Source organism: Desulfocicer niacini, from assembly GCF_054657595.1.
In genome coordinates this window covers 1-20,892 of sequence record NZ_BAAHYK010000036.1, presented here as the reverse complement: position 1 = coordinate 20,892, position 20,892 = coordinate 1, and the positions used below count along the sequence as shown (strand labels likewise).

The 20,892-nt window shown below is 48.0% G+C and carries 15 protein-coding genes and 1 pseudogene; 11 read left to right on the top strand and 5 right to left on the bottom strand.

The genetic code is table 11. The features are described from left to right. Positions 1–228: 228 nt before the first annotated feature. The 6 genes from ACYQ2M_RS17875 to ACYQ2M_RS17850 all read left to right on the top strand — a co-directional run bounded on the left by ACYQ2M_RS17875 (position 229) and on the right by ACYQ2M_RS17850 (position 9,869). Positions 229–2,835 carry a molybdopterin-dependent oxidoreductase gene (locus ACYQ2M_RS17875; protein WP_459917737.1) on the top strand — a complete coding sequence of 869 codons (2,607 nt, stop codon included), beginning with the start codon at positions 229–231 and terminating at the stop codon, positions 2,833–2,835. Between the two features lie 138 nt (positions 2,836–2,973). After that, positions 2,974–3,792 (top strand): cytidylate kinase family protein, encoded by an 819-nt coding sequence (locus ACYQ2M_RS17870; protein WP_459917736.1) that lies wholly within the window; start codon positions 2,974–2,976, stop codon positions 3,790–3,792. A 199-nt stretch (positions 3,793–3,991) separates the two neighbouring features. Next, positions 3,992–4,315, top strand: a complete 324-nt coding sequence (locus ACYQ2M_RS17865; RefSeq protein WP_459917735.1) for a hypothetical protein — start codon at positions 3,992–3,994, stop codon at positions 4,313–4,315. A 441-nt stretch (positions 4,316–4,756) separates the two neighbouring features. Then, on the top strand, positions 4,757–6,919 hold the full coding sequence (locus ACYQ2M_RS17860) for a TonB-dependent receptor plug domain-containing protein (RefSeq protein ID WP_459917734.1): 2,163 nt from the start codon (positions 4,757–4,759) through the stop codon (positions 6,917–6,919). A 50-nt stretch (positions 6,920–6,969) separates the two neighbouring features. Further along, positions 6,970–7,608, top strand: a complete 639-nt coding sequence (locus ACYQ2M_RS17855; protein WP_459917733.1) for a YfiR family protein — start codon at positions 6,970–6,972, stop codon at positions 7,606–7,608. Further along, the gene (locus ACYQ2M_RS17850) at positions 7,605–9,869 is read left to right on the top strand and encodes an ATP-binding protein (RefSeq protein WP_459917732.1); all 2,265 of its coding nucleotides are present in this window, start codon (positions 7,605–7,607) and stop codon (positions 9,867–9,869) included. The genes ACYQ2M_RS17855 and ACYQ2M_RS17850 overlap by 4 nt, the downstream gene beginning before the upstream one ends. 53 nt (positions 9,870–9,922) lie before the next feature. Here ACYQ2M_RS17850 and ACYQ2M_RS17845 read toward each other — a convergent pair. Continuing rightward, positions 9,923–10,483: pseudogene (locus tag ACYQ2M_RS17845) on the bottom strand (DsbA family oxidoreductase); the annotation flags it as partial. A gap of 70 nt (positions 10,484–10,553) precedes the next feature. Next, on the bottom strand, positions 10,554–10,784 hold the full coding sequence (locus ACYQ2M_RS17840) for a hypothetical protein (protein ID WP_459917731.1): 231 nt from the start codon (positions 10,782–10,784) through the stop codon (positions 10,554–10,556). A gap of 262 nt (positions 10,785–11,046) precedes the next feature. On the opposite strand from ACYQ2M_RS17840, the gene ACYQ2M_RS17835 reads away from it, so the two are divergent. Then, positions 11,047–11,766: a TVP38/TMEM64 family protein gene (locus ACYQ2M_RS17835; RefSeq protein WP_459917730.1), complete on the top strand. Its 720-nt coding sequence runs from the start codon at positions 11,047–11,049 to the stop codon at positions 11,764–11,766. Between the two features lie 144 nt (positions 11,767–11,910). Then, positions 11,911–13,401, top strand: a complete 1,491-nt coding sequence (locus ACYQ2M_RS17830) for a glycosyltransferase (protein ID WP_459917729.1) — start codon at positions 11,911–11,913, stop codon at positions 13,399–13,401. A gap of 32 nt (positions 13,402–13,433) precedes the next feature. On the opposite strand, the gene ACYQ2M_RS17825 is transcribed toward ACYQ2M_RS17830, so the two are convergent. Beyond that, on the bottom strand, positions 13,434–14,324 hold the full coding sequence (locus ACYQ2M_RS17825; protein WP_459917728.1) for a sulfurtransferase: 891 nt from the start codon (positions 14,322–14,324) through the stop codon (positions 13,434–13,436). A 307-nt stretch (positions 14,325–14,631) separates the two neighbouring features. Here ACYQ2M_RS17825 and ACYQ2M_RS17820 point away from each other — a divergent pair, with 307 nt between their 5' ends. Then, positions 14,632–15,468: a hypothetical protein gene (locus ACYQ2M_RS17820; protein ID WP_459917727.1), complete on the top strand. Its 837-nt coding sequence runs from the start codon at positions 14,632–14,634 to the stop codon at positions 15,466–15,468. A 100-nt stretch (positions 15,469–15,568) separates the two neighbouring features. On the opposite strand, the gene ACYQ2M_RS17815 is transcribed toward ACYQ2M_RS17820, so the two are convergent. Beyond that, the gene (locus ACYQ2M_RS17815; protein WP_459917726.1) at positions 15,569–16,861 is read right to left on the bottom strand and encodes an MptA/MptB family glycosyltransferase; all 1,293 of its coding nucleotides are present in this window, start codon (positions 16,859–16,861) and stop codon (positions 15,569–15,571) included. A 175-nt stretch (positions 16,862–17,036) separates the two neighbouring features. On the opposite strand from ACYQ2M_RS17815, the gene ACYQ2M_RS17810 reads away from it, so the two are divergent. Then, entirely contained in the window at positions 17,037–18,917 is a 1,881-nt protein-coding gene (locus ACYQ2M_RS17810; protein ID WP_459917725.1) for a sulfurtransferase, read from the top strand. Further along, entirely contained in the window at positions 18,917–19,732 is an 816-nt protein-coding gene (locus tag ACYQ2M_RS17805) for a glycosyltransferase (RefSeq protein ID WP_459917724.1), read from the top strand. Before ACYQ2M_RS17810 ends, ACYQ2M_RS17805 begins: the two co-directional genes overlap by 1 nt. Before the next feature lie 229 nt (positions 19,733–19,961). On the opposite strand, the gene ACYQ2M_RS17800 is transcribed toward ACYQ2M_RS17805, so the two are convergent. After that, a complete protein-coding gene (locus ACYQ2M_RS17800) occupies positions 19,962–20,405 on the bottom strand; it encodes a DMT family transporter (protein ID WP_459917723.1) in 444 nt (147 codons plus the stop codon). Positions 20,406–20,892 lie beyond the last annotated feature (487 nt).

The window sequence follows — 20,892 nt, the reverse complement described above, 5'->3', positions numbered from 1 at the left end:
TGCGATACCGATGGAGTCAGCCTTGTGTTATTGGCGTATCAACGCCAAATTATGCATACGAAGATCTCCAATGATAATGCAACTAACGAGGTTTGGTCACAACATCTGCCTTTTTGGGGACTCAGTCATTTTTTTATATCGTAAAATTAACCCCATGGTAACAGATTGCACGCTATGCTTAAGCCTGAATTTCAATCCACTTCCAACTCTCCAGGAGTTTTTTAAATTATGTCAGAGATAAAAATTAAAGACAAAACAGTTCTCCGAAGCCTTGGCTTGGGTGGTTTTTTTGGTGGTGGTGCAGAAGGGATGGTGGATGTAAAAGACGGCAAGATTATTCGCATCCGGCCTATGCGCTATGGATGGAAATATAAAAAGGAAGAGGTTCGTCAGTGGAAAATGGAAAAAAATGGAAAATCCATTGAACCTGGCTGGAAATCCCTTCCGGGACCCTTTTCACTGGCATACAAAAAACGCGTCTATTCCCCGAACCGGATACTCTATCCCCTAAAACGGGTGGATTGGGATCCCAAAGGAAAACGAAACCCTCAAAACAGGGGAAAAAGTAAATATAAAAGGATTTCATGGGATGATGCAGCCGAACTGATTGCCGCTGAAATCAAACGCATTCATCAACAATATGGTATTCACGGAATCTTGATGCAAGGGGATGGTCATGGCGAGTGCAAGAGCATTCATACTCCCCATGGTCACCCCGGGACACTTCTGGAATATATGGGTGGATTTACCCTGCAGGTGCGAAATCCGGACAGCTGGGAAGGCTGGTACTGGGGCGCTAAACACGTTTGGGGACAAGGTGTCCAGGGAAATATGTGGCCCGCTGCCAATACGGTGAATGATGCCACGGAACATACAGAAATGATGCTTTTCTGGGGGTGTGATCCTGAAACTACACCCTGGGGGTTTACCGGACAGTTTGCCAGCCGTCTCTGTTATTTCTGGTCTAAAATTGGCATGAAACAGATTTATATCTGCCCGGACCTGAACTATGGTGCGGCAGTGCATGCTGACAAATGGATACCCATACTGCCCAATACCGATGCAGCGCTTCAGCTGGCCATTGCCCATGTGTGGATAACAGAAGGGCTTTATGACAAAGCGTATGTGAAAACACATGTGGTGGGTATGGATAAATTTTCCGATTATGTCTTGGGAAAGGAGGACAGTGTGCCCAAAAGTCCGGACTGGGCCACTAAAAAATGCGGGGTTCCCCAATGGACCATAAAGGCCCTTGCAAGGGAGTTTGCAAAAAAAATAAGCTCCATTGCGCATTACTTTGGCGGCGGATTTATCAGGGGCCCGTTTTCCCATGAAAATGCGCGTCTGGAGGTCATCCTCCTCGGTATGCAGGGACTTGGCGCACCCGGAGTTCATCAGCTGCAACTGACCTATTTCGGAATGCCACGAAGGGATAATTTAACGGGGGGAATCTGGAATCCTGATATTGAGGAGCGTCTCTCCATTCCGGTTATGTCATCCATTACGGCCTGGCAGAAACAGGGATTACCCAAATGCCTTGTTCACAAAGCCATTGAATCGGATGAGCCCATTACATTTCATGGTACCGGTTCCATTGAGGGGATGGTTCAGGATCAGTTCAACAAATACACTTACCCCATCCCCAAAGAGGAAGGCGGAAGTGAAATTCATATGATCTGGACAGACACACCGTGTCGCATTACCTGCTGGAACGGTGGTAATGAAACGGAAATGGCCATGAGAAATCCTAAGATAGAAACCATCGTGGCCCAGCACCCATGGCTGGAAAATGACTGTCTCTATGCAGATATCATTTTACCGGCCAATACCATGATGGAGGTCGATGATATTGTTACCAACGTTCGGCAGGGAATTCCACAGCCCAATATTATGATTCAAGACAAAGCCATTGAATCCATTGGAGAGTCCAAAAGTGACTTTGACATTGTCTGTGAAGTGGCCAGGAAAGTCGGACTTGCCGAGGAAATGACCCAGGGCCTGTCCGTAAAAGCTATGCAAAAGAGAATCTGGCACCACATGGGGGGAGATAAAATTGTTAAATGGGAACAATTAAAAGAAAAAAAATATTGGATGTACAATACCGCCAAGGATTGGAAAGATGACCCACCGGGCTTTCGAAAATTTTACGAAGACCCTGAAAAACATCGACTGGGCACTCCCAGTGGAAAATTAGAATTTTATTCTAAGGCGCTGGCCCTCCATTTTCCAGATGACAAAGAACGCTCTCCAATTCCCAGGTGGGTAGAAAAAAGTGTTATGCACGATGAACGTATTTCCAGCAATCGGGCAAAAATATACCCTTTGCTTCTCATGTCCAACCATGGTCGCTGGCGGGTTCACTCCCAATGTGATGACATAACCTGGACCCGAGAGGTTGGGACTTGTAAAGTAACGGGCTACGATGGTTATAAATACGAGCCATTGTGGCTCCATCCCTCAGAAGCCGCAAAACGAGGCATTAAACATGGCGATATTATCAAAATTTTCAATGAGCGTGGCATTGTGCTTGCGGGTGCCTTTGTCACTGAACGTCTTCGTCCCGGGGTTGCATACATTGATCATGGGGCCCGGGCAGATGCCATCAAGATCGGTGAGATTGATCGCGGAGGAGCCATCAACACCATCTCTCCGGATGGAATAATATCAGAAAACTGTGTCGGACAGGCCACAAGCGGTTATCTTGTAGAGGTTGAACTATTAAGTGGAGAAGAGATGGATCAATGGCGGAAAGATTATCCAGAATCATTTGAAAGAAAATATGAAGCGTCCGCCGGTCTCCGACTTGATGCTTGGGTTGTGAAGGATACTGTTTAGTCAAACCACAGGTGGTGCTTCTTGACCATCTCCTAGGTTATGAAATGTACTTCAGTACTATACGCGATGATATCAGTTACACCTGACAAATACCGATAACAGCTGAATGCCGGTTCGGATCATTGACAAGGAGAAAAGATGACAATTATAACCTTTTCCAGGACATCCTTTAGCAACGGGGAAAAAATAGCCGAAAGTATTGCCAGCCGTCTTGGATATCCATGCCTTAGGAGGAGAGATCTCATCTTAGCAGCTTCCGAAGATTTTGATTTTCCTGAAACCAAACTTATTGAAACCATGGAAGAGCCTCCAAGGATATGGCAACAGGATCGTGACAAGCAGGGTGCTCATTATAATCTGATCAGGGCCACATTCCTCAAACGATGCAATGAACAAGACAATCTTATTTACCATGGTTTTGCCGGGCAGGCGTTGATCAAACGCATACCACATGTACTCCGCATACTGGTTATTGCTGATAAAGAATATCGGATAAAGGAAGCCATGAAACAGTTATCCCTGCCCCATGATCAGATCGTTGAATTGATAAGCAAGGGGGATAAAAAAATAACAAAATGGACCCAGTGCATGTTCGGTTTTGATTGGCGGGATCCATTTTTATATGATTTAGTCCTGCACATGGGAAGGATCAGTGTAAAAAGCGCGGAAGAAGCCGTCTTGAAAATCATCAATTCTGAAGATTTTAGAGCCACTCAATTGTCCCAAATGGCCTTTAAAGATGAGTTTCTTGGTAGCCTGGTCTGGTCTGTGTTGACAAAAAACAAGCTGACAAGTACGGCTAATGTTGAGACCATTGCTAAAGATGGTCTTGTTACCATAACTGGTGTAGCCCGTTCCGAAGAACAATTAAAGGAACTCACTGCTATCACCCAAAGCGTAGACGGCGTAAAACAAGTAAAAAATGAAGCAGGGATTGGTTCCATCTGGCGTTCATAGTCCAAGGTGGATTTTCCAGATCTTATCCCTCGCCTGCGCATCCCCGAGGTATTTCTCAACGGCAAATGTGAAGGGTATCCCACAGACCCCAAAAACATTAAAGGCCAAATTAGAAATTTCGGACTTGGTTCCAACTTCGCCCACCCATCTCTAAGCAACTATTGTGAATCGAGAATGAAGGAAATCAAGGAAAATTTCGGTGCCGAAGCAGTCATTTTTGCCCAGGGAACAGGGCGGGACATCGGTGGCCCACGCCCTTATCTGCCTCTGGACCATCACCGGCAACATAGATGTTCCCGGCGGAAATGTCATTGCCCGGCCCTCCCATGGTCTCCTCCTACCTCTATTCCACCGAAGAACGGGTAGACCTTTATGGGGAAGAACGGGTCAACCGGGATTTGAAACACCCACCGGTATTTTCCAGATTTACGACGGGGAATGGATTTATATCAAAAATGATATGGGCCGGGTCAAACGCAAGGTAAAGATTACCCGGCAGATTCGTTACAATCAGCATATTTAACCGCAAAAAATTAAATATGCTTGCATTTTTGAGCCCATTGTATATATCATGTATCTAATGAAATAATTTCATAACTTCTTTTATTTATGATGGGTTCGTAAAAAATTCAAGATCACTTTTCCAACACATTCTGTGGTGGATTCCTCAATTTTTAACACCAACAGAACGCAGATTCAAACGCACCGACCAACTTTTTTCACACACATCATTATAAAAGCGGTAATACAATCGGCGAAGATCATGAAAAGACATAAATGGAAAAAGATATCTCCAAAGAGCTTCTTTTTTGTGATCCTGGCATCTGGAATGGTATGTTTATCCAATTTCAGGCCAGCACGGCTGAATGCCGCCCCGTTACCAGACCATTCGAATCATTTCTCACATCCCCCCCCCACAACACATGATTCGGAACACTTGTTTTCTCTGCCCCTGGAAGATTTAATGAACGTCCGAATCCAGGCCGGAACCATCACAGGTATGTCCGCAGCAAAGGCACCGGTTGCAAGAACACTCATAACCACCGAAGACATCAGACGAACACCGGCCAGAAACATCATGGATCTCATTGAAGTGTATGTGCCTGGTGCCACCTTTGTGAACCATATGAATGGTCCCCGGTTTGGTTTCAGGGGCGTTCTGGGGGACCAGAACTATCACTATCTGTTGCTGGTCAACGGTAAAAATATGAATTTTAAAACCCAGGATGGGGCCCTGGTGGAAATTTTCAACCGGGACATGAACGATATCAAAGAAATTGAAATCATCCGGGGCCCCGGCTCTGTCACCTACGGTTCCGGTGCCATCGGGGGCGTTATCAATATTATCACCCACACTGCCAGAACCAGCAAGGGAAGCCAGGCAGGCATTGAAGCAAATGCCCGTTACCGATATCAAACCGTCTATGCCTCCCAGGGATATGAAAACGATAAATTTCAATGCTATCTATACGGCAGTTACAGCCGTTCCGATGGAGAAAATAACACGAAGTGGTTATACGTGGATCGCGCCCATGGGTATGGATTCGGCTTTATGTCAGACCATTGGGGAAACAAAGGATTGGGATCCAATGAACCGTCCTACCTGTCTGATTTCATCGACGCACCCCAGGTCAAACTCCATCTCAACCTCTCTTTTTTGAACAACTGGCATCTATGGTGCAGATATTCCTCTTACAGCTGGCAAAGACTGTCCGAGGAAACCGCTTATGCCGACGGCGACAAATTTGCAGGCTCACGCACCCGCAGTGCTGTGATTGAACTGGAGAAAACCCACTCCTTTTCAGATCGCCTTTCTCTGGAAACCCGCATTGGTTTTGACTCCATCTCTTTCAGGGAAATTGCCGGTTACCAGGGGATAAATCAGCCCCAGAAAGATATCACCCAATACAACAACTCCTTTTCCGAGAATGAAATAAATGCAAAAGCAATGCTGCATTATGAACTCAATGAAAAATTTCGTTTTGCCCTGGGCGGCATCTACTCCCATGAGTACTGGCTGCCGGAATGGGGAGAGGAGGATAATACCTTTGTTCTTAACATGAGAAATCCCATCCGCTTTGCCGTTCTCACGGATGATTCAAAGTTTTACCAGACATACGGAGACGAGGTCTCAACGGTGATGCCCCATCTCAAATCCAATTCCTATTCCATTCTGACCGAAGCCAATCTGGCCTTCCACCCCTATTTCCATGTACTTCTCTCCGGCAGAGCAGATAAAAATGACTATACAAATTGGTATTATTCCCCCCGGTTGGCCATTATCTCCAGCATAACGGATAAAGACATTGTACGCCTTGTCTGGCAAAGATCCGTTCGTATTCCCAATTTCCCTGAACTTTACACCATGCATTACAATGGCCAGGAACCACCGGACCCGGAAACCCTGCTCAACTATGAACTCATGTACGAGCATAATTTTGGAAATATGAATTTAAATACCAATTTTTATTATAATATACTGGACGAAGTCTCCTGGACGGAATCAGGGGCTGATGTGGTGGGAAGTCTCAAACTGTGCGGCATTGAAGCAGGGCTGACCATTAAAGGGGAAAAAAATACCACAGGTCTCACATACGCCTGGACCCATCAACTGGATTATGATCCCGAGATTATCATTCCTGCAGATTTGACAAATCCTGATGGTGCCCCCATGCCTGTTGATAATTATGCAGAAAACCGCATTAACAATTTTCCCAGCCACACCATTAAATTCTTCTGGCATCATATGTGGTCATCCACCCTGAAATCACACATCAATGGACGATTTTCCTGGGGACAAAATCAAATTGACCTGCTGGACATGTTCAAAAATGTGCACAATGCATATGGCAATGACGCCTCAAAAGAAGAGATGAATGATATTTATGATGCCTTGACGGATCACGGTTACGGCAAACCCTCTTTTACATTGAACACCTCTTTTTCCTGGAGACTTCCCTGTAATCCCCCTGCAGAATTAACCTTGTATGCCATGAATCTGGTCAGTTGGAATCATGTTCGCTATGCCATACAATTTTATGAAGATCTGTCCCGACAATATCCCCGCCAGGCCTCATTCATTGAAGAGCCGGTTTCCCTGGGCATGAAACTGGAATTTCGGTTTTGATTTTTTTTAACCATTACTCCCCCGGCAGACGCCTGAATATGGGCGGTCTTATGGCATGTTTACCCTGTCAATTGTCAACACCCATTCGATTATTGCAGATAAAAGTCAGATATTTACTGTTTATATTGATGGCAGCCCACAGCCTTGTACCCATTCACGGAGATAATTATTTTTCCGTGACACCCTCCCTGGCACAGCCATCAAAACAGAACGAATACCTTTTAAAATCGGTGTTTATGGAGCGTTTTACCCGCTTCATTCAATGGCCGAAACCTTTCATTGAAAAAGATAAAAATCAGCATTTTATCATCGGCGTTATCGGTCCCAACCCCTTTGATGATATCCTCCAGACCGTTTTTTCCCGGCAACCCATCAAAGGAAAACCCGTTGAAGTTCGGTTGCTGAATAACCTGTTTGAAATTGCCGGATGTCACATGCTTTTCATCGGAAAAACAAACCGTCAATCTCTGTCAAATATTGTGAATTATTCACGAAACTTTCCGATTCTCACAATTTCGGACAATACAGGCTATGCAAGCTGGGGCGTTCACATAAACATGTATGTTGAGAATGAACAAATTCGGTTTGAAATCAACAATGAAGCCGCTTCGGCATCTAACCTGAACATCAGTTATTTACTGCTCAAAGTGGCCCGTATCGTGAAAACCATGGAGGAAAAGAGCCAATGAGTTCTCTTTTTGTTTCCATTCGAACAAAACTCATTGCCATTATTCTGCTGGTGGCCATATTGACCATCGTTCCCGTCTATATGTTGAGCGGATGGTTGCAATACCAGAGCTTAAAAAAAGAACTAGTACAAAATATACTAATAAATGCCAAAGTCGTAGGTGAATATTGCGTTTCTCCCCTGATTTTTGAAGACCGGCCGGGTGCCACAGATATTCTGAACAAAATGGCACATGTGGCATATATCCAGTCGGCATCTCTGTATGATAAATTCGGCAGCATATTTTCCTTTTTTAACCGCAACAACGAGATCCCCCCAACTGAAGCCCCGGATTATAATGATGGATATTTCATGGGGAACACCTTTCACATTGCTGTTCCTGTGGTGTATCAGGGGAAAAATTACGGTACCATTGTGATTAAAGCGCTCACCAATGAGATGATCCAGAAAACCCGATCCTTCTACTTGACGCTTTTCCCCGGAACCCTGTTAATTCTGGCCCTTGCCGTCTTTCTGGCCATCTGTGTTCAAAAACAGATATCTGGCCCCATTACCCAGCTTGCAGACATCACACGAACCATTACCACCCAAACGGATTATTCCATCCGTGCCCCCCAGGGGAAAAATGATGAAATCGGCTATCTTTGCACTGGTTTCAACAATATGCTGGACCATGTTTCGCAGCGAAAGAAACAACGGGATGAGGCCATTGCAAAACTCAGGCAGAGTGAAACAAAATTTCGTGAGATGGTTGAAAATATCAATGACTGGGTATGGGAATGTGACCTGGATGGTAAATTTACCTATTCCAGTCCGGCCGTGACAAAAATTTTAGGTTATACCCCTGAAGAGGTGGTCCATAAACTTTTTACGGATTTTGTCCACGACGATTTGAAACCTGGGGCAGAAAAACGTTTCAAAGCCCTTGTCTCTTCAAAAAAAAGCAGCACCAACGAGATGAGCATCAATATTCATAAGAACGGTGATGATATTTATCTGGAAACATCGGCTCACCCCGTTTACGACAATCAAGATGAACTGATCGGATATCGGGGGATTGACCGGGACATCACCCAGCGGGTTGAGGCTGAAAAGCAGCAGACCCGGCTGGAAAACCAATTACACCAGGCCCAAAAAATGGAATCCGTGGGGCGACTTGCCGGTGGCGTGGCCCATGATTTTAACAATATTCTCAGTGTCATCATTGGTTATGCGGAACTCTCCTTGCCGGACATTGATGAAACAAATCCCCTTTATGAAAACATTGCCACCATCCTGGAATCCGGACATAGAGCAGCCAGGTTAACCCAGCAATTGCTGGCCTTCAGCAGAAAACAGATCGTTCAAAAGAAAACCCTCAATCTTAAGAAAGAAATCGACAATATCATTAAAATGATCGGTCGCCTTTTGGGTGAAGATATACACATCCGTGTTATTCACGGGGGAGAAAATTTTCTGATCAGAGCAGACAGATCCCAGCTGGAACAAATTATTCTGAACTTGAGCATAAACGCCAGGGATGCCATGCCCCAGGGTGGACAATTGACCATTGAAACAGAGGAAATAAGCCTGGAAGATGCGACGTTGAATTACCATTTTGATATTACGCCTGGGAACTATATCCGCATCACCGTTTCTGATACCGGCGAGGGGATGTCAAAGGAGATTCTTGAACATATCTTTGAACCTTTTTATACAACAAAAGGTCAGGGAAGAGGCACGGGGTTGGGGCTCTCCACGGTGTATGGCATCATCAAACAAAACAACGGGGATATTGATGTATACAGTGAACCCTCACAGGGCACCGCCTTTAAAATATATCTGCCCCGGGTGTATGAAACATCTGATAAAGAAAGCATGGCGATGTTCAAGAAGCCCATGGAAAATCGAAAATGTACGGAAACCATTCTTCTGGTGGAAGATGATGACATGGTTCGTAACATGATCAATAAAACCCTTTCATCCCTGGGATATACCATTATTGAAGCCCAAAACGGGAAACAGGGAGAAACGGTTTTTAATACCTTCAAGGGAGCCATAAACCTGCTGCTCACCGATGTTGTCATGCCAGAACAAAATGGTATTGAACTGGCAAAGGCGCTTCAAAGACTGGCTCCGGGACTGAGGGTGCTTTTAATGTCCGGCTACACTGAAAATGCCCTTATTCGCAGCGGTCTTACAGACCTTAATACCCACTTTATCCAGAAGCCCGTCACCCCGAAAACCATTTCACTGGCGGTTCAAAACGTTCTTGACAATTGACGACAGATTCCTCAAAGGCAACATTGGGACTTGATCATCGCAGAACACCCGTCTCAATTTTGGTGATTGATCATAACCAACTTTTTGAGCGCCTCATAGGGCTGAGCCCCCACAAGCCGGTCTGTTCCCATGAAAAACGTTGGGACAGCGGTAATGTTCTTTGCCTTTGAAAGCGCCCAGTCCGCATCCACAGCATCTGAAAACGCTCTGGTTTCAATGATTTGCATCCCCTCTTCCGGATCCAGGCCGGACCGATTTATCAGGTCTGACAGCACGTCTTGGTCAGCAATGTTTCGTCCCTGTGCAAAATAGGCCTTGAAGGCTTCCATGTGGAACTGATGCCCTCTTTTTTTTGTTTCTGCCCACAGGCCGATCTCCTGGGCAAGGCGACTGTTATAAGTCATCTTTCTGTCACCCAGCTCAAGCCCGAATTTTGCGGCGGTGCGTTTCAGATGGGCCATCATTTCATCCACATTCACCTGTAAACCCTTTTTCTGGAACAATTCATCCAGGGTACGGCCCTGTTGTGGGGTGTCTGGATGCAGGGGAAAAGCCCGCCATTTGACATGGATACCGTACTCATTTTTCAGTCTTTCAACACTCCCGGTGATGAAGTAACACCAGGGTCAGACATAGTCAGAAAATATTTCAAGCGCCAGGGATGGTGCCATGTGTAATCTCCTTTTATATTTTCTTTTTAATATCCTGCACAGCGTCTTTCAAAATCTCCAAGACATTGCCGCCGGTTTTTTTTGCTATAATATGCGCATCATCAACAATTTGTCTGGCATGAACGGATATGGTCTTCTCATCTGGCAAAGCCATACCAGATTTTTCATATTTCCAGGCAAGAAGCTTCTTTGCAAAAGCAACCTCTTGTTTTCTAACGAATCCGTTCTTTCCAAAAATGCTCATGGGCTGAATCCTTTTTATGCCATCAGAGACAAGGGCTTTGATGGTCTTTTTGTCCGACGAATAAAAAATGTAAGCAAGCACCTCCCTTTATTATCCTGTTCCCAGATGAATAGGAAGGTATTTAGCATTTCTATCTTGTTCATCACAGTTATAAAAACTAACAATTTGCCATAGTGAGTTCATCCCTTGTATTGTACTCAGTCTGTTCAGGCTGTGACGTGCCTGCAAACGAAAACACGACCAAGGAAACAGGTATTCGATAATGGGTTTAGACAAAAGACCAATGACCGGAAAATGGATTATTGTCATCCTGATCATCGGATCGATCATCCTATTTTTTTCCACAGGGATGCACCACTATTTAACATTGGACTTTATCAAGGCCTCCCGGATACGCTACCAGGAAATTTATGTTCAACATCCGGTTAGAGTCATCGCTGCCTTTGTTGCTTTTTATATCCCGGCAATTGCCCTGAACCTACCCGGCGCAGCGGTATTGGGGTTGGCTGCCGGGGCACTGTTCGGCCCCCTGACCGGCACGATCATCATTTCCTTTGCAAGCAGTCTCGGTGCTGTTCTGGCTTGTCTGCTCTCACGCTATCTGTTGCGGGACTGGATTCAAAACAGATTCGGAGCAGCCCTTACGACGATCAATCAAGGCATCCGCAAAGAGGGCGTTTTTTACCTCTTTTCCCTACGTCTCATCCCGGTGATTCCTTTTTTCCTTATTAACATGGCCATGGGACTTATGCCCATACGATTATGGACATTTTACTGGGTCTCTCAACTGGGGATGCTACCGGGCACGGCCATCGTTGTCAATGCGGGCAGTCAGCTGTCCCAAATCGAATCCATGGACAACATTGTTTCCCCCGGATTTCTCGTTTCTCTGGCCCTGCTTGGGCTGTTCCCGCTGGTCATAAAAAAATTACTTGCCTTTTACCGCAGTCAGTCCCCCCAAAAGCCCTGGAACCGCTTATGAATCCTGTTGCCCCTGACCGTATCCCTGACATGACGACCCAACAGGAAATTGATGGCACCGAACAGGCCTCTTGATCGGTCGGTACCCCTTTCAGACATGGCATGACAGAAGCGATTTTCAATACAGGTTTCAGATGGATGGACAATGATACAGATGTTTTTTAACCTATTAACAGCAGTGCATTTTATTTCCATTGGCGGCCTTGCCCTATACGGGTTCCATCGTATCTGGATGATCTGGTGTTGGTACAACCGCACCAGGGTAACGATCAATCCAGACCGATCATGGCACCCATCCCTGCCCTTAGTCACAGTCCAAATTCCCCTATACAACGAGTCCCTGGTCGCAGCACGTATCATTGACGCAGTTGCGGTCTTTGACTGGCCAGAGGATAGGCTCCAAATCCAGGTCCTTGATGATTCTACGGACGGCACACGCCAGATTGTGAAAGAACGGGTGGCTTACTGGTCCGGTCTGGGAAAAAATATATATACCGTTCACCGAACCCAACGTACCGGTTACAAGGCTGGCGCACTGGGTGAAGGTCTGAGACAGGCAACCGGAGAATTTATTGCTGTCTTTGATGCGGACTTTTTTCCCAAACCCGATTTCCTGAAACAGACCATTGTGTATTTTAGCAGACCGGACATCGGTCTGGTCCAGGCCCGGTGGGGATTTCTCAATACCGGGTATTCCTGGGTGACCCGCCTCCAGTCCCTGCTGCTTTCCGCCCATTTTTCCATTGAACATGCCGTCCGCCATTCACGGGGCCTGTTTTTCAATTTCAACGGGACTGCGGGGATATGGCGGAAAAGTGCCATTGACAATTCCGGGGGATGGTCATCGGACACTGTTACCGAGGATCTGGATCTCAGCTACCGAGCCCAGATTGCCGGGTGGAGATTCGTGTATGTGGACCACATCGTTGTACCATCTGAACTTCCGGTAACTCTGTCAGATTTCCGGCGCCAGCAGGAGCGCTGGGTTAAAGGGGCCATACAAACTGGGGTAAAGCTGCTTCCCGGAATAGTGTGCTCAGCCCTGCCCCTCCGCATCAAAATCGAAGCGGCCGCTCATCTTCTGGCAAATTTCTGCTGGATCTTTGGATTTCTTGCAACGCTAACCCTTTACCCAATGCTCATGCACAGGGTCGGAATCGGTATACATGAAATTCTCTGGTTTGACCTGCCCCTGTTTCTGCTCACGGGGGTTGCCGTTATAGCCTACTACATGATTTTTGGATTATGGAAAGGTCTGGGACGACATATAGGGACAATCTTCCTGCTTCCTGCCTTGAGTATCGGGCTGGCCCCCTATTTTTCCCTGGCGGTTATCAAGGGCCTGTTATTCAAAGGTGGTGTATTCCGGAGAACACCCAAGTTCGGGATAACGGCTAATCAAGTTGGTACCTGCCATCCTGTCTACCACAGCCATGTGCTGTTGAACCTGGGAATCAATCTTCCATTATTGTTGTATTCCCTGGTTCCGGTTTCTTTTGCCTGGCAGCGGGGAACCTGGCCAGCCATTCCCTTTCTGTGCTTTTTCCCCCTGGGATTTGCTTTCGTGATTGCCCATGACGGGGTTGAACTCGTGAAAGGGCTGCTAAACGATAGGCGGATCAGTAACGCCCGCTGACACCGAAAATGACTGGTCAATGACCCCAGGAATCAAGGATAGACAATCTTCCATTCTTCAAATCCCCCCTCGAAATTGAAGGCCCCGGGTAGACCGGCCAACTCATGGACCATCCATGCGTAGGCAGAGCGGATACCGCCGGAACAATAGTAGATCACCGGCTTATCCAGTGTTATTCCATGCTTCGTAAACAGGGCCAAGACTGATTCCCGTTCCAGGGGCTGTCGGGTCCTGCCGGTAAAAAATTCTTCCCATGGAATATGTACGGCTCCGGGGATCCGACCCCGGAACCATTCCAGGGTGGAACGGGTATCCACCAGCTGAATGGCTCCGGAACGTTGATGGAGCCCCTGGGCAGAGACCATCATAGTTGAGATTGGACGGGTCAGGTAAACGACCTTTGCCCGGTTCGGAGACTCCCGGCCGGTGAGCAAGGCAAAACCTGCACCGGTCCATGCCTGTACCCCCCCGTCCACAATGGCAATTGGTCCCTGGTGACCCAACCATGCCAGGGTCCAGCAGGTCCAGCCTTCCCCACCCCAACTCGTATCGGCATCACCATAGACGGCTACCGGTGTATCAACGCTGACGCCGAGGCTGCCAAGGGCCTTAGCCAGAATCTCCGGTTCTTGAACCCGGTACGGGATCTTCTGTGCATCTGTCCGGGTATGAGTCTCCCAGGAAAAAGAGTATGCCCCTGGGATATGAGCCTTTTTCCAAACCGTCATGGGCCGTGCATCCAGGAGGATCCAATCGGCCCTGTTCTGGCTCAAGGTCTGGACGTCAATACGTTGCAGCTCCACCCCGTGACACACCTCCGAGCTGGTCAGCGCAACTGCTATCATGATGAAAAGGGGCAGGAACAGTCCTGTACCCCTCCCGATCCAGCCCATGCTGACCGGTTCACTCGTTTTTGTTTTCATGCCTGGTTACTTCTCCTGCCTTGATTTACTACCTTGATTTTCCCCAGCTGCTACCAGAGCTAAATCAATAATTTTATCCCAAACAAGACGCGACGTCCAATTGATAGTTTCCATTAAATCCAGGAACCCAATCGCAACAGACAATGCCGGACATAACACGATACCCACCAGAAAGGTATGCATATCGAAATTTAAAATACCATGAGAACTATGAATATGAACAAACGATTGGACCCAGGGTTGATTTGTCCGTATATTTCAGCTTTTTTTATTCAATTATTTAAATACAAAATCATGGGGGAAGTTCATGAAAATCACAGGGAAATGGCTATTGTTAGCCCTGATAATCGTGGGTCTGGCAGCAGGCTCCTGTTATGCAGGGGCCTGGACCGCAGACAAAGGAGTCGTATATCACAAATTATCGGGCAATGCATATACCGCAGACAAGGCATTCAATGATTCAGGAAGCAGGCAATCCTTTCCTGATCATGGTGAATTTTCAGACACCAACATCACCTACTACATGGAATACGGTCTTTTAGATAATCTGACAATCCTGGGATCGGTGGCCGTCAAACAGCTGAAATCCGAAGACGATCTCCAGATTGCCAGGACCCGGGGATTTTCCGATCTGGACCTGGGCTTGAAATACCGCTTCTTGTCCGGGGACTTTGGCGTGATGTCTATCCAGGGTCTCATCAAAGTCCCGGAATTCTATGATGACACGGATGCCGTTCCCATGGGCAACGGTCAGTACGATACGGAATTGAGAATTCTATACGGCCGATCATTGTATCCCTTCATACCGGGTTACTTTAATATTGAGGCCGGATATCGCTTCAGAGCCCAAGAACCGGCTGATGAATTTCGCTACCTGGTGGAACTGGGTATGGATATCACCCCGATCATTTACAGCCGGGTGAAACTTGACGGCATTACCGGCATGGATAACGCTGATCTCCAGGTTGATCCAACGGGTAATCCAACCACAACCCTTGACTATGACCTTGGAAAATTGGATCTGGCCCTGGGGGTCAAATTATCCAAGCCATTCAGCCTGGAGCTGGGATACAGAAAGGACATCTACGGAAAAAACACGGCTGCAGGCGAGAATTTCAGCCTATCCATGATCGTCTCTTATTAACAGACGATGCCATGCTTGGAACGGCAATTTCCAGCATATCTTCCCAATAATTCACATGTCCTGGCGGACACAATGAAAATGGCATTATACCGCCACCCATTCATTTTTTTCGACCAGAGTTGATGGCATTCACCAGCGAGTTACCAATCAACATCACTGCCGGAGCCACCACAATCATCAACGGTGTGAGATCATCCTCTACCCACAAACCGGTGAGGTTCCGGACCAGGAGAACCCGGTAGGAGAGCATCACCGACCATGCAAAAACTAAACCTGCAGGGTTCGGGACCATGGGTAGAAAGACAGCCAGGTAAAGGGCATACCATGGATAGACCGTGGGGGATAGAACCAGGTATGCGCCGCCCAGAGTTGCCAGGCAGACAACTGTATATTCCGGATTCCTGGGCCGGCAGAAATGCTTTAAAAGCAGCACACCTGAAGTGCTGGCAAACAGCACCATAAGCCAGATCCGGGCCATCTCACCAGAACCGGTCAGATTCCGGAATGCCCGGAACAGGAGTCCTGAAAACTCCCAGTGACGGAGATACTGACCCAGGGTTGTCATGCCGTTGGTCAGATCAGGCCAGAACAGGGCTGCCATCAGACATCCGGAAGTACCAAATATCCCCAGGGCCATTGCCCGTGTCTTACCGGCTAGCAGGAGCAGCCAGAAGGGAACAAACATCAAGGGTACCCACTTGGTCAGAACGGCCAAGGCCATGAATACCCCGGAAAAAACGCCCTTCCCAGGCTGGATTGCCAGGATAAGGGCACCAAGGACAAAAAAGACGGCAGCACCGTCAACGTGGCCTGATCCAGCGATTTCCAGAATGGGCAGGGGATTCCAGGCATAGAGAGCCACCCTTGATATCGGCAGGCCCAACTCTTTGAGCAGAACGATCAGGAGAATGCACGACCCCATGTCCATGGCCGAAAGCACCAATTTCATGCCCACCAGGGGGCCGATCAAGATGCCGAGGGCCGCGCCTGCGCCAAACACGAACTGGGCAACTGGCGGATACAGGGTCACCAGATGAGAATGGTTAACCAGGGGCAGGAGATCAACCAATGCCGGGGTGAAAAGTCGAGCTGTATCCGGGGCTGCGCTGTAGGGGTTGACTCCATGGAGCACCATGAGACCGTCAAACAGATAACGATAGATGTCATCAGACAAGACCGGAGCACGCCAGATAAACATAAGCCTGAAAACCAGGGCAAAACCAAGTACAAGGCCCGGAGCCCAGCAATGTATCCCCTGATCGATCAAATACTGATCCAGTGCAAGGAGGATGACAATGACCCCACTGATACCCACAAGCATGGCAACAGACATGGAGAGATCCGGTTCCATGGCCAGCATGGCGTACAGGAGACCGATGGTCACCGGTATCATTAATCGGATTCCTATCCACCCGCAACGGCCTTGTTGTCTTATCTCTATTGTCATCATGGTAGGTGGTGCTGTTAGCAAAATACCCGGGGCCTGTCAATGGACGGCCCATGTGATGACCAAGACACAATTATTATTGTAAAAAAAACTATAACATTATCATGGAAGGAGAATCCTGATGAACAAAAAACAACGGATGGTCCTGGCAGGAGCTGTGGTGCTTATATTATCAGCACTGTTCATGGCCTGCAACAGTTCCAGTGTCACCCAGAAAAGTTATCCAAATGCAAATCTGCTGGCGAACTCAGACGATCTGAGCCAGGCCGGAGTCGTCATCCTTGACACCAGGTCCACCGATGCCTATTACCAGGGCCATATAACCGGAGCCATCAGCATTCCCTGGCAGCAGTTCCTGGGCACGGACAGCAATCTCCTTCCCACGGAGCAGATTGAACAGGCCCTGGGCCAGATGGGACTGACCCGGACCTTATCCATGATCATCTATGATGACACCACCGCTTCCTTTGGCGGTGCCGGACGTCTGTTCTGGATGCTGGAAGTCCTGGGATGCCCATCGGTCAGAATACTCAACGGCGGCTGGGACAAATGGCTGGCTGACGGTAACACCGCCCAGATAGAGGCAAATACACGGCCCGCTTCTGTATTTACAGCCCAGTTAAATACAGGCATTACCTCTGGCAAGGAGTACATTGCAGCGCATATGAACAACAGTGATTTTGCCATGGTGGACACCCGGGAGGACGAGGAATTTAACGGATGGCAAAGGTATGGAGAAGCCAGAGGCGGTCATATTACCGGTGCAGTTCAGATCCCTTACGCCTGGTATTTCAGCGAGGACAAGACTGTTCTGCCCTATGAAAATCTGAAAGACCTGTTCGAATCCAGGGGGATTACCCAAGACAAGGAAGTAACTGCATACTGCACCATTGGTATCCGCAGTGGCTTTGCCTATTTCCTGTTCCGCCTCCTGGGGTATGACAAGGCCAGCAATTACGACGGCTCCATCAGTGAATGGGCTGGATCTGACCCTGCAGCCTTTCCCATGGAAACGCTGCCCCAGTACCAGAAACTGGTCTATCCAGCCTGGATAAAACAGGTGATGGAATATCATGCCCCGGGCAGCACCACTGCGGCACCTGCGGGTTATGATTATGACAGGGACCACAAATACATGATCTTTGAAACCCAGTGGGGCACCCTGGAATGGGCAGATACATACAAGAACGGTCATATCCCCGGAGCTATCCATTCCAATTCCGATATTTACGAAAATGACTATCCGAGATGGTTCCTGCTGCCCGACGACCAGCTGCATGCCGCCATGGCAGATATGGGGATAACCGAAGATACCACCGTCATCGTTTACAGCGATTCCAATATTTTTGCCGCACGCCTGTGGTGGATATTGACCTATGCCGGAGTCAAGGATGTCCGTTACCTGAACGGCGGTTACTCCGCCTGGATCAATGCAGGCTACGACGGAGAAACCCAGATCAACGAAGCGGTCCCCGTTGCAGAATTCACCGGAACGGTTTGCCCCGAACACCTGGCCACCGTGACCGAGATGGCCCAAATATACGAGGATACAGACACCGTTGTGGTCGCCGATGTACGCAGCTACCCCGAATACATAGGAGAAATTTCAGGCTACAATTACGTGGTCCAGAAAGGCCGCATACCCAATGCCGTATGGGCCCATGACGCAGATGACTACACCCTGGAATATACCGATCCAGACGGAAGTCTCCGAAGCTTTACTGAAGTAAAAAATCTGTGGGAGTCTGTTGGGATAAGTTCAGGAATGACAGCAGGCCAATTTGACAGGGATGTCTATTTCTATTGTGGCAGCGGTTACCGGTCTGCGTTAAGCTTCCTCCATGCCCATCTCATGGGATTTTCCAATGTGAAGAACTTTTCCGATGGTTGGGAAGGTTGGAGCACCGAGTACACGAACGACGAAGACGCCTGTGCCGACAGTCTCACCCCCGGTTGGTGTCAGGACCCCTCCGGCAGACCCGTTGAGTATGGTGAATTCTAATGCCAAAATTGTCCGGCATGGGAAGATCTGAAGCGTTTATTTATCAGGCCTTCCCTGCCGACTTTAGTTGTCGTAGTATCTCTGTGGTTATCCCCACACTCAATGAGGCCAGCCACCTTGGCCCCTGCCTTGAACGGATACTTGCTTCGCCCTGGGTCAAAGAAGCCATCGTGGTGGACGGCGGATCCTGGGATGAGACCCTGACCATAGCCCAAAAGGCAGGTGCCCGGTACCTGGTCATGGATGCCCCGTTCTGGGCAGGGGGTGGAAGGGGTGGTCAAATCAGGGCGGGCCTGGAAAAAGCCACCGGGGATGTGGCGGTCATCATCCATGCCGACACCCGGGTTCCCTCCAGAATTTTTTATAAAATTATCCAAATTCTGCGTACCAGGAAAAAAGTCATCGGGGGGGCCGTCGGTTGTCGGTTCGACACCGACGATTCCGATCGCTCCACCCGTTTCCGGTGTCGGATCATCGAAATTTTAAATCATGCAAGAGTAAAAATCTCAGGCATCAGTTTCGGAGACCAGGTACAATTTTTCCGACGAAAACCGGTGATGCAAAGGAACCTGTTCCCGGCCATTCCCCTCATGGAAGACGTGGAACTTGCCATCCGACTGCGCTCTCTTGGACAGCGGGTCTACCTGAACGGAAAAGCCCAGGTGTCACCTCGACGCTGGCAGAAAAAGGGCTCAGGTAACGCCTGCCTGATTATCGGCCTTTTTTTTCTGTACCTGATACTGCGACTTGGGGGCAAAACCGACCCCGCTTTGTTCTATCGTATCTACTACGGCAAAACAAAAATGTCTTTGTAATGCCAAATCTCCAAAAAACTTCACCGAGATATTTTCACAGCTGGCCCAGATCAATTTCATTCTGGGCCAGCAACGGGGATATTACCAGCGTCTTTCGTACATGTACATCTCCATGAACCGCGACTTTATCGGCAAAAAGCTGTATAGATCTTCTGTGTCCACAACAATGCGCCCACTGACGCTTTAGGGTGAGTTAAGCCATATTTCTTGCTGCCCAAAAACTTCCACATCAAAATTTTCGTATCAACACCACCCCGGTGGTAATCAGACAAATGCCAGCCAGGCGCATCCAGGACATCGGCTGCGTCTGGATGCCGAACGTACCAAAATGGTCCATGATAACCGCCATTAACAACTGCCCGGCCACCACCAGAGAAAAGGTCAGAGCTGCCCCCAGCCTGGGGGTCAAAATAATGGTGGCGGCCACAAAAACAGCCCCCAGACAACCTGCGGCCCATACCATCCAGGGAAGGCCCGTGGCCTGCCGGATAATGCCCAGATCTATCTGGACCACAAGCGCATAGATAAACAGAGAAACGGTACCAACGGAAAAGGAGATCAATGCCGCAAACACGGGATCTCCCAAGGCCCGTCCCATTTTCGTATTCAGCACGGCCTGGACCGGCACCAGCATCCCGGCCACCAGGGCGAATAATAATAAAAACATTTTCATGGCAATATCCTTTATGCGACTCAGCCTAAGCCAACCGGGTTTACAAGTTACCTTGCAAGCCCCTAAAAATAAAAAGGGTTTATCATAAGATGAGCCATATGGAGAGGGGGCCCATCTCATGACAACCCCCAAATAAAACTGTCCGATACGTTTCCCATTAAGTCTTTGGGAGGGATCAATTTTCCATTTTAAATTTACCTTTAAACACAGGCTGTTGATAAAAGCAAAGGTACGTTCTCAATAACTCGGGGTGACAATGCCTGCTTAGCCTTTAAACGCCGGCTGCTATTCAAAAAAATTTTTGACAATACCGGAATACCGGCTCCCTAAATCTATTCTCATCAACGGCAAAACTGTGTTTGCCTTGTTAAGTTATGACTCAAACTCATTTTTGATGACCACATCATTGAGGCTGAGTTGCCCCGGACGTGACCATGCCTGTTTCGTGCCTTTTCCAATTGCCACAAACATGGCAATCACATGATCA

Coding starts and splice junctions, on each gene's coding strand:
- ACYQ2M_RS17875 (WP_459917737.1), top strand. CDS start 229: ATGTCAGAGATAAAAATTAAAGACAAAACAGTTCTCCGAAGCCTTGGC.
- ACYQ2M_RS17870 (WP_459917736.1), top strand. CDS start 2,974: ATGACAATTATAACCTTTTCCAGGACATCCTTTAGCAACGGGGAAAAA.
- ACYQ2M_RS17860 (WP_459917734.1), top strand. CDS start 4,757: ATGAACGTCCGAATCCAGGCCGGAACCATCACAGGTATGTCCGCAGCA.
- ACYQ2M_RS17855 (WP_459917733.1), top strand. CDS start 6,970: ATGGCATGTTTACCCTGTCAATTGTCAACACCCATTCGATTATTGCAG.
- ACYQ2M_RS17850 (WP_459917732.1), top strand. CDS start 7,605: ATGAGTTCTCTTTTTGTTTCCATTCGAACAAAACTCATTGCCATTATT.
- ACYQ2M_RS17840 (WP_459917731.1), bottom strand. CDS start 10,784: ATGAGCATTTTTGGAAAGAACGGATTCGTTAGAAAACAAGAGGTTGCT.
- ACYQ2M_RS17835 (WP_459917730.1), top strand. CDS start 11,047: ATGGGTTTAGACAAAAGACCAATGACCGGAAAATGGATTATTGTCATC.
- ACYQ2M_RS17830 (WP_459917729.1), top strand. CDS start 11,911: ATGATACAGATGTTTTTTAACCTATTAACAGCAGTGCATTTTATTTCC.
- ACYQ2M_RS17825 (WP_459917728.1), bottom strand. CDS start 14,324: ATGAAAACAAAAACGAGTGAACCGGTCAGCATGGGCTGGATCGGGAGG.
- ACYQ2M_RS17820 (WP_459917727.1), top strand. CDS start 14,632: ATGAAAATCACAGGGAAATGGCTATTGTTAGCCCTGATAATCGTGGGT.
- ACYQ2M_RS17815 (WP_459917726.1), bottom strand. CDS start 16,861: ATGATACCGGTGACCATCGGTCTCCTGTACGCCATGCTGGCCATGGAA.
- ACYQ2M_RS17810 (WP_459917725.1), top strand. CDS start 17,037: ATGAACAAAAAACAACGGATGGTCCTGGCAGGAGCTGTGGTGCTTATA.
- ACYQ2M_RS17805 (WP_459917724.1), top strand. CDS start 18,917: ATGCCAAAATTGTCCGGCATGGGAAGATCTGAAGCGTTTATTTATCAG.
- ACYQ2M_RS17800 (WP_459917723.1), bottom strand. CDS start 20,405: ATGAAAATGTTTTTATTATTATTCGCCCTGGTGGCCGGGATGCTGGTG.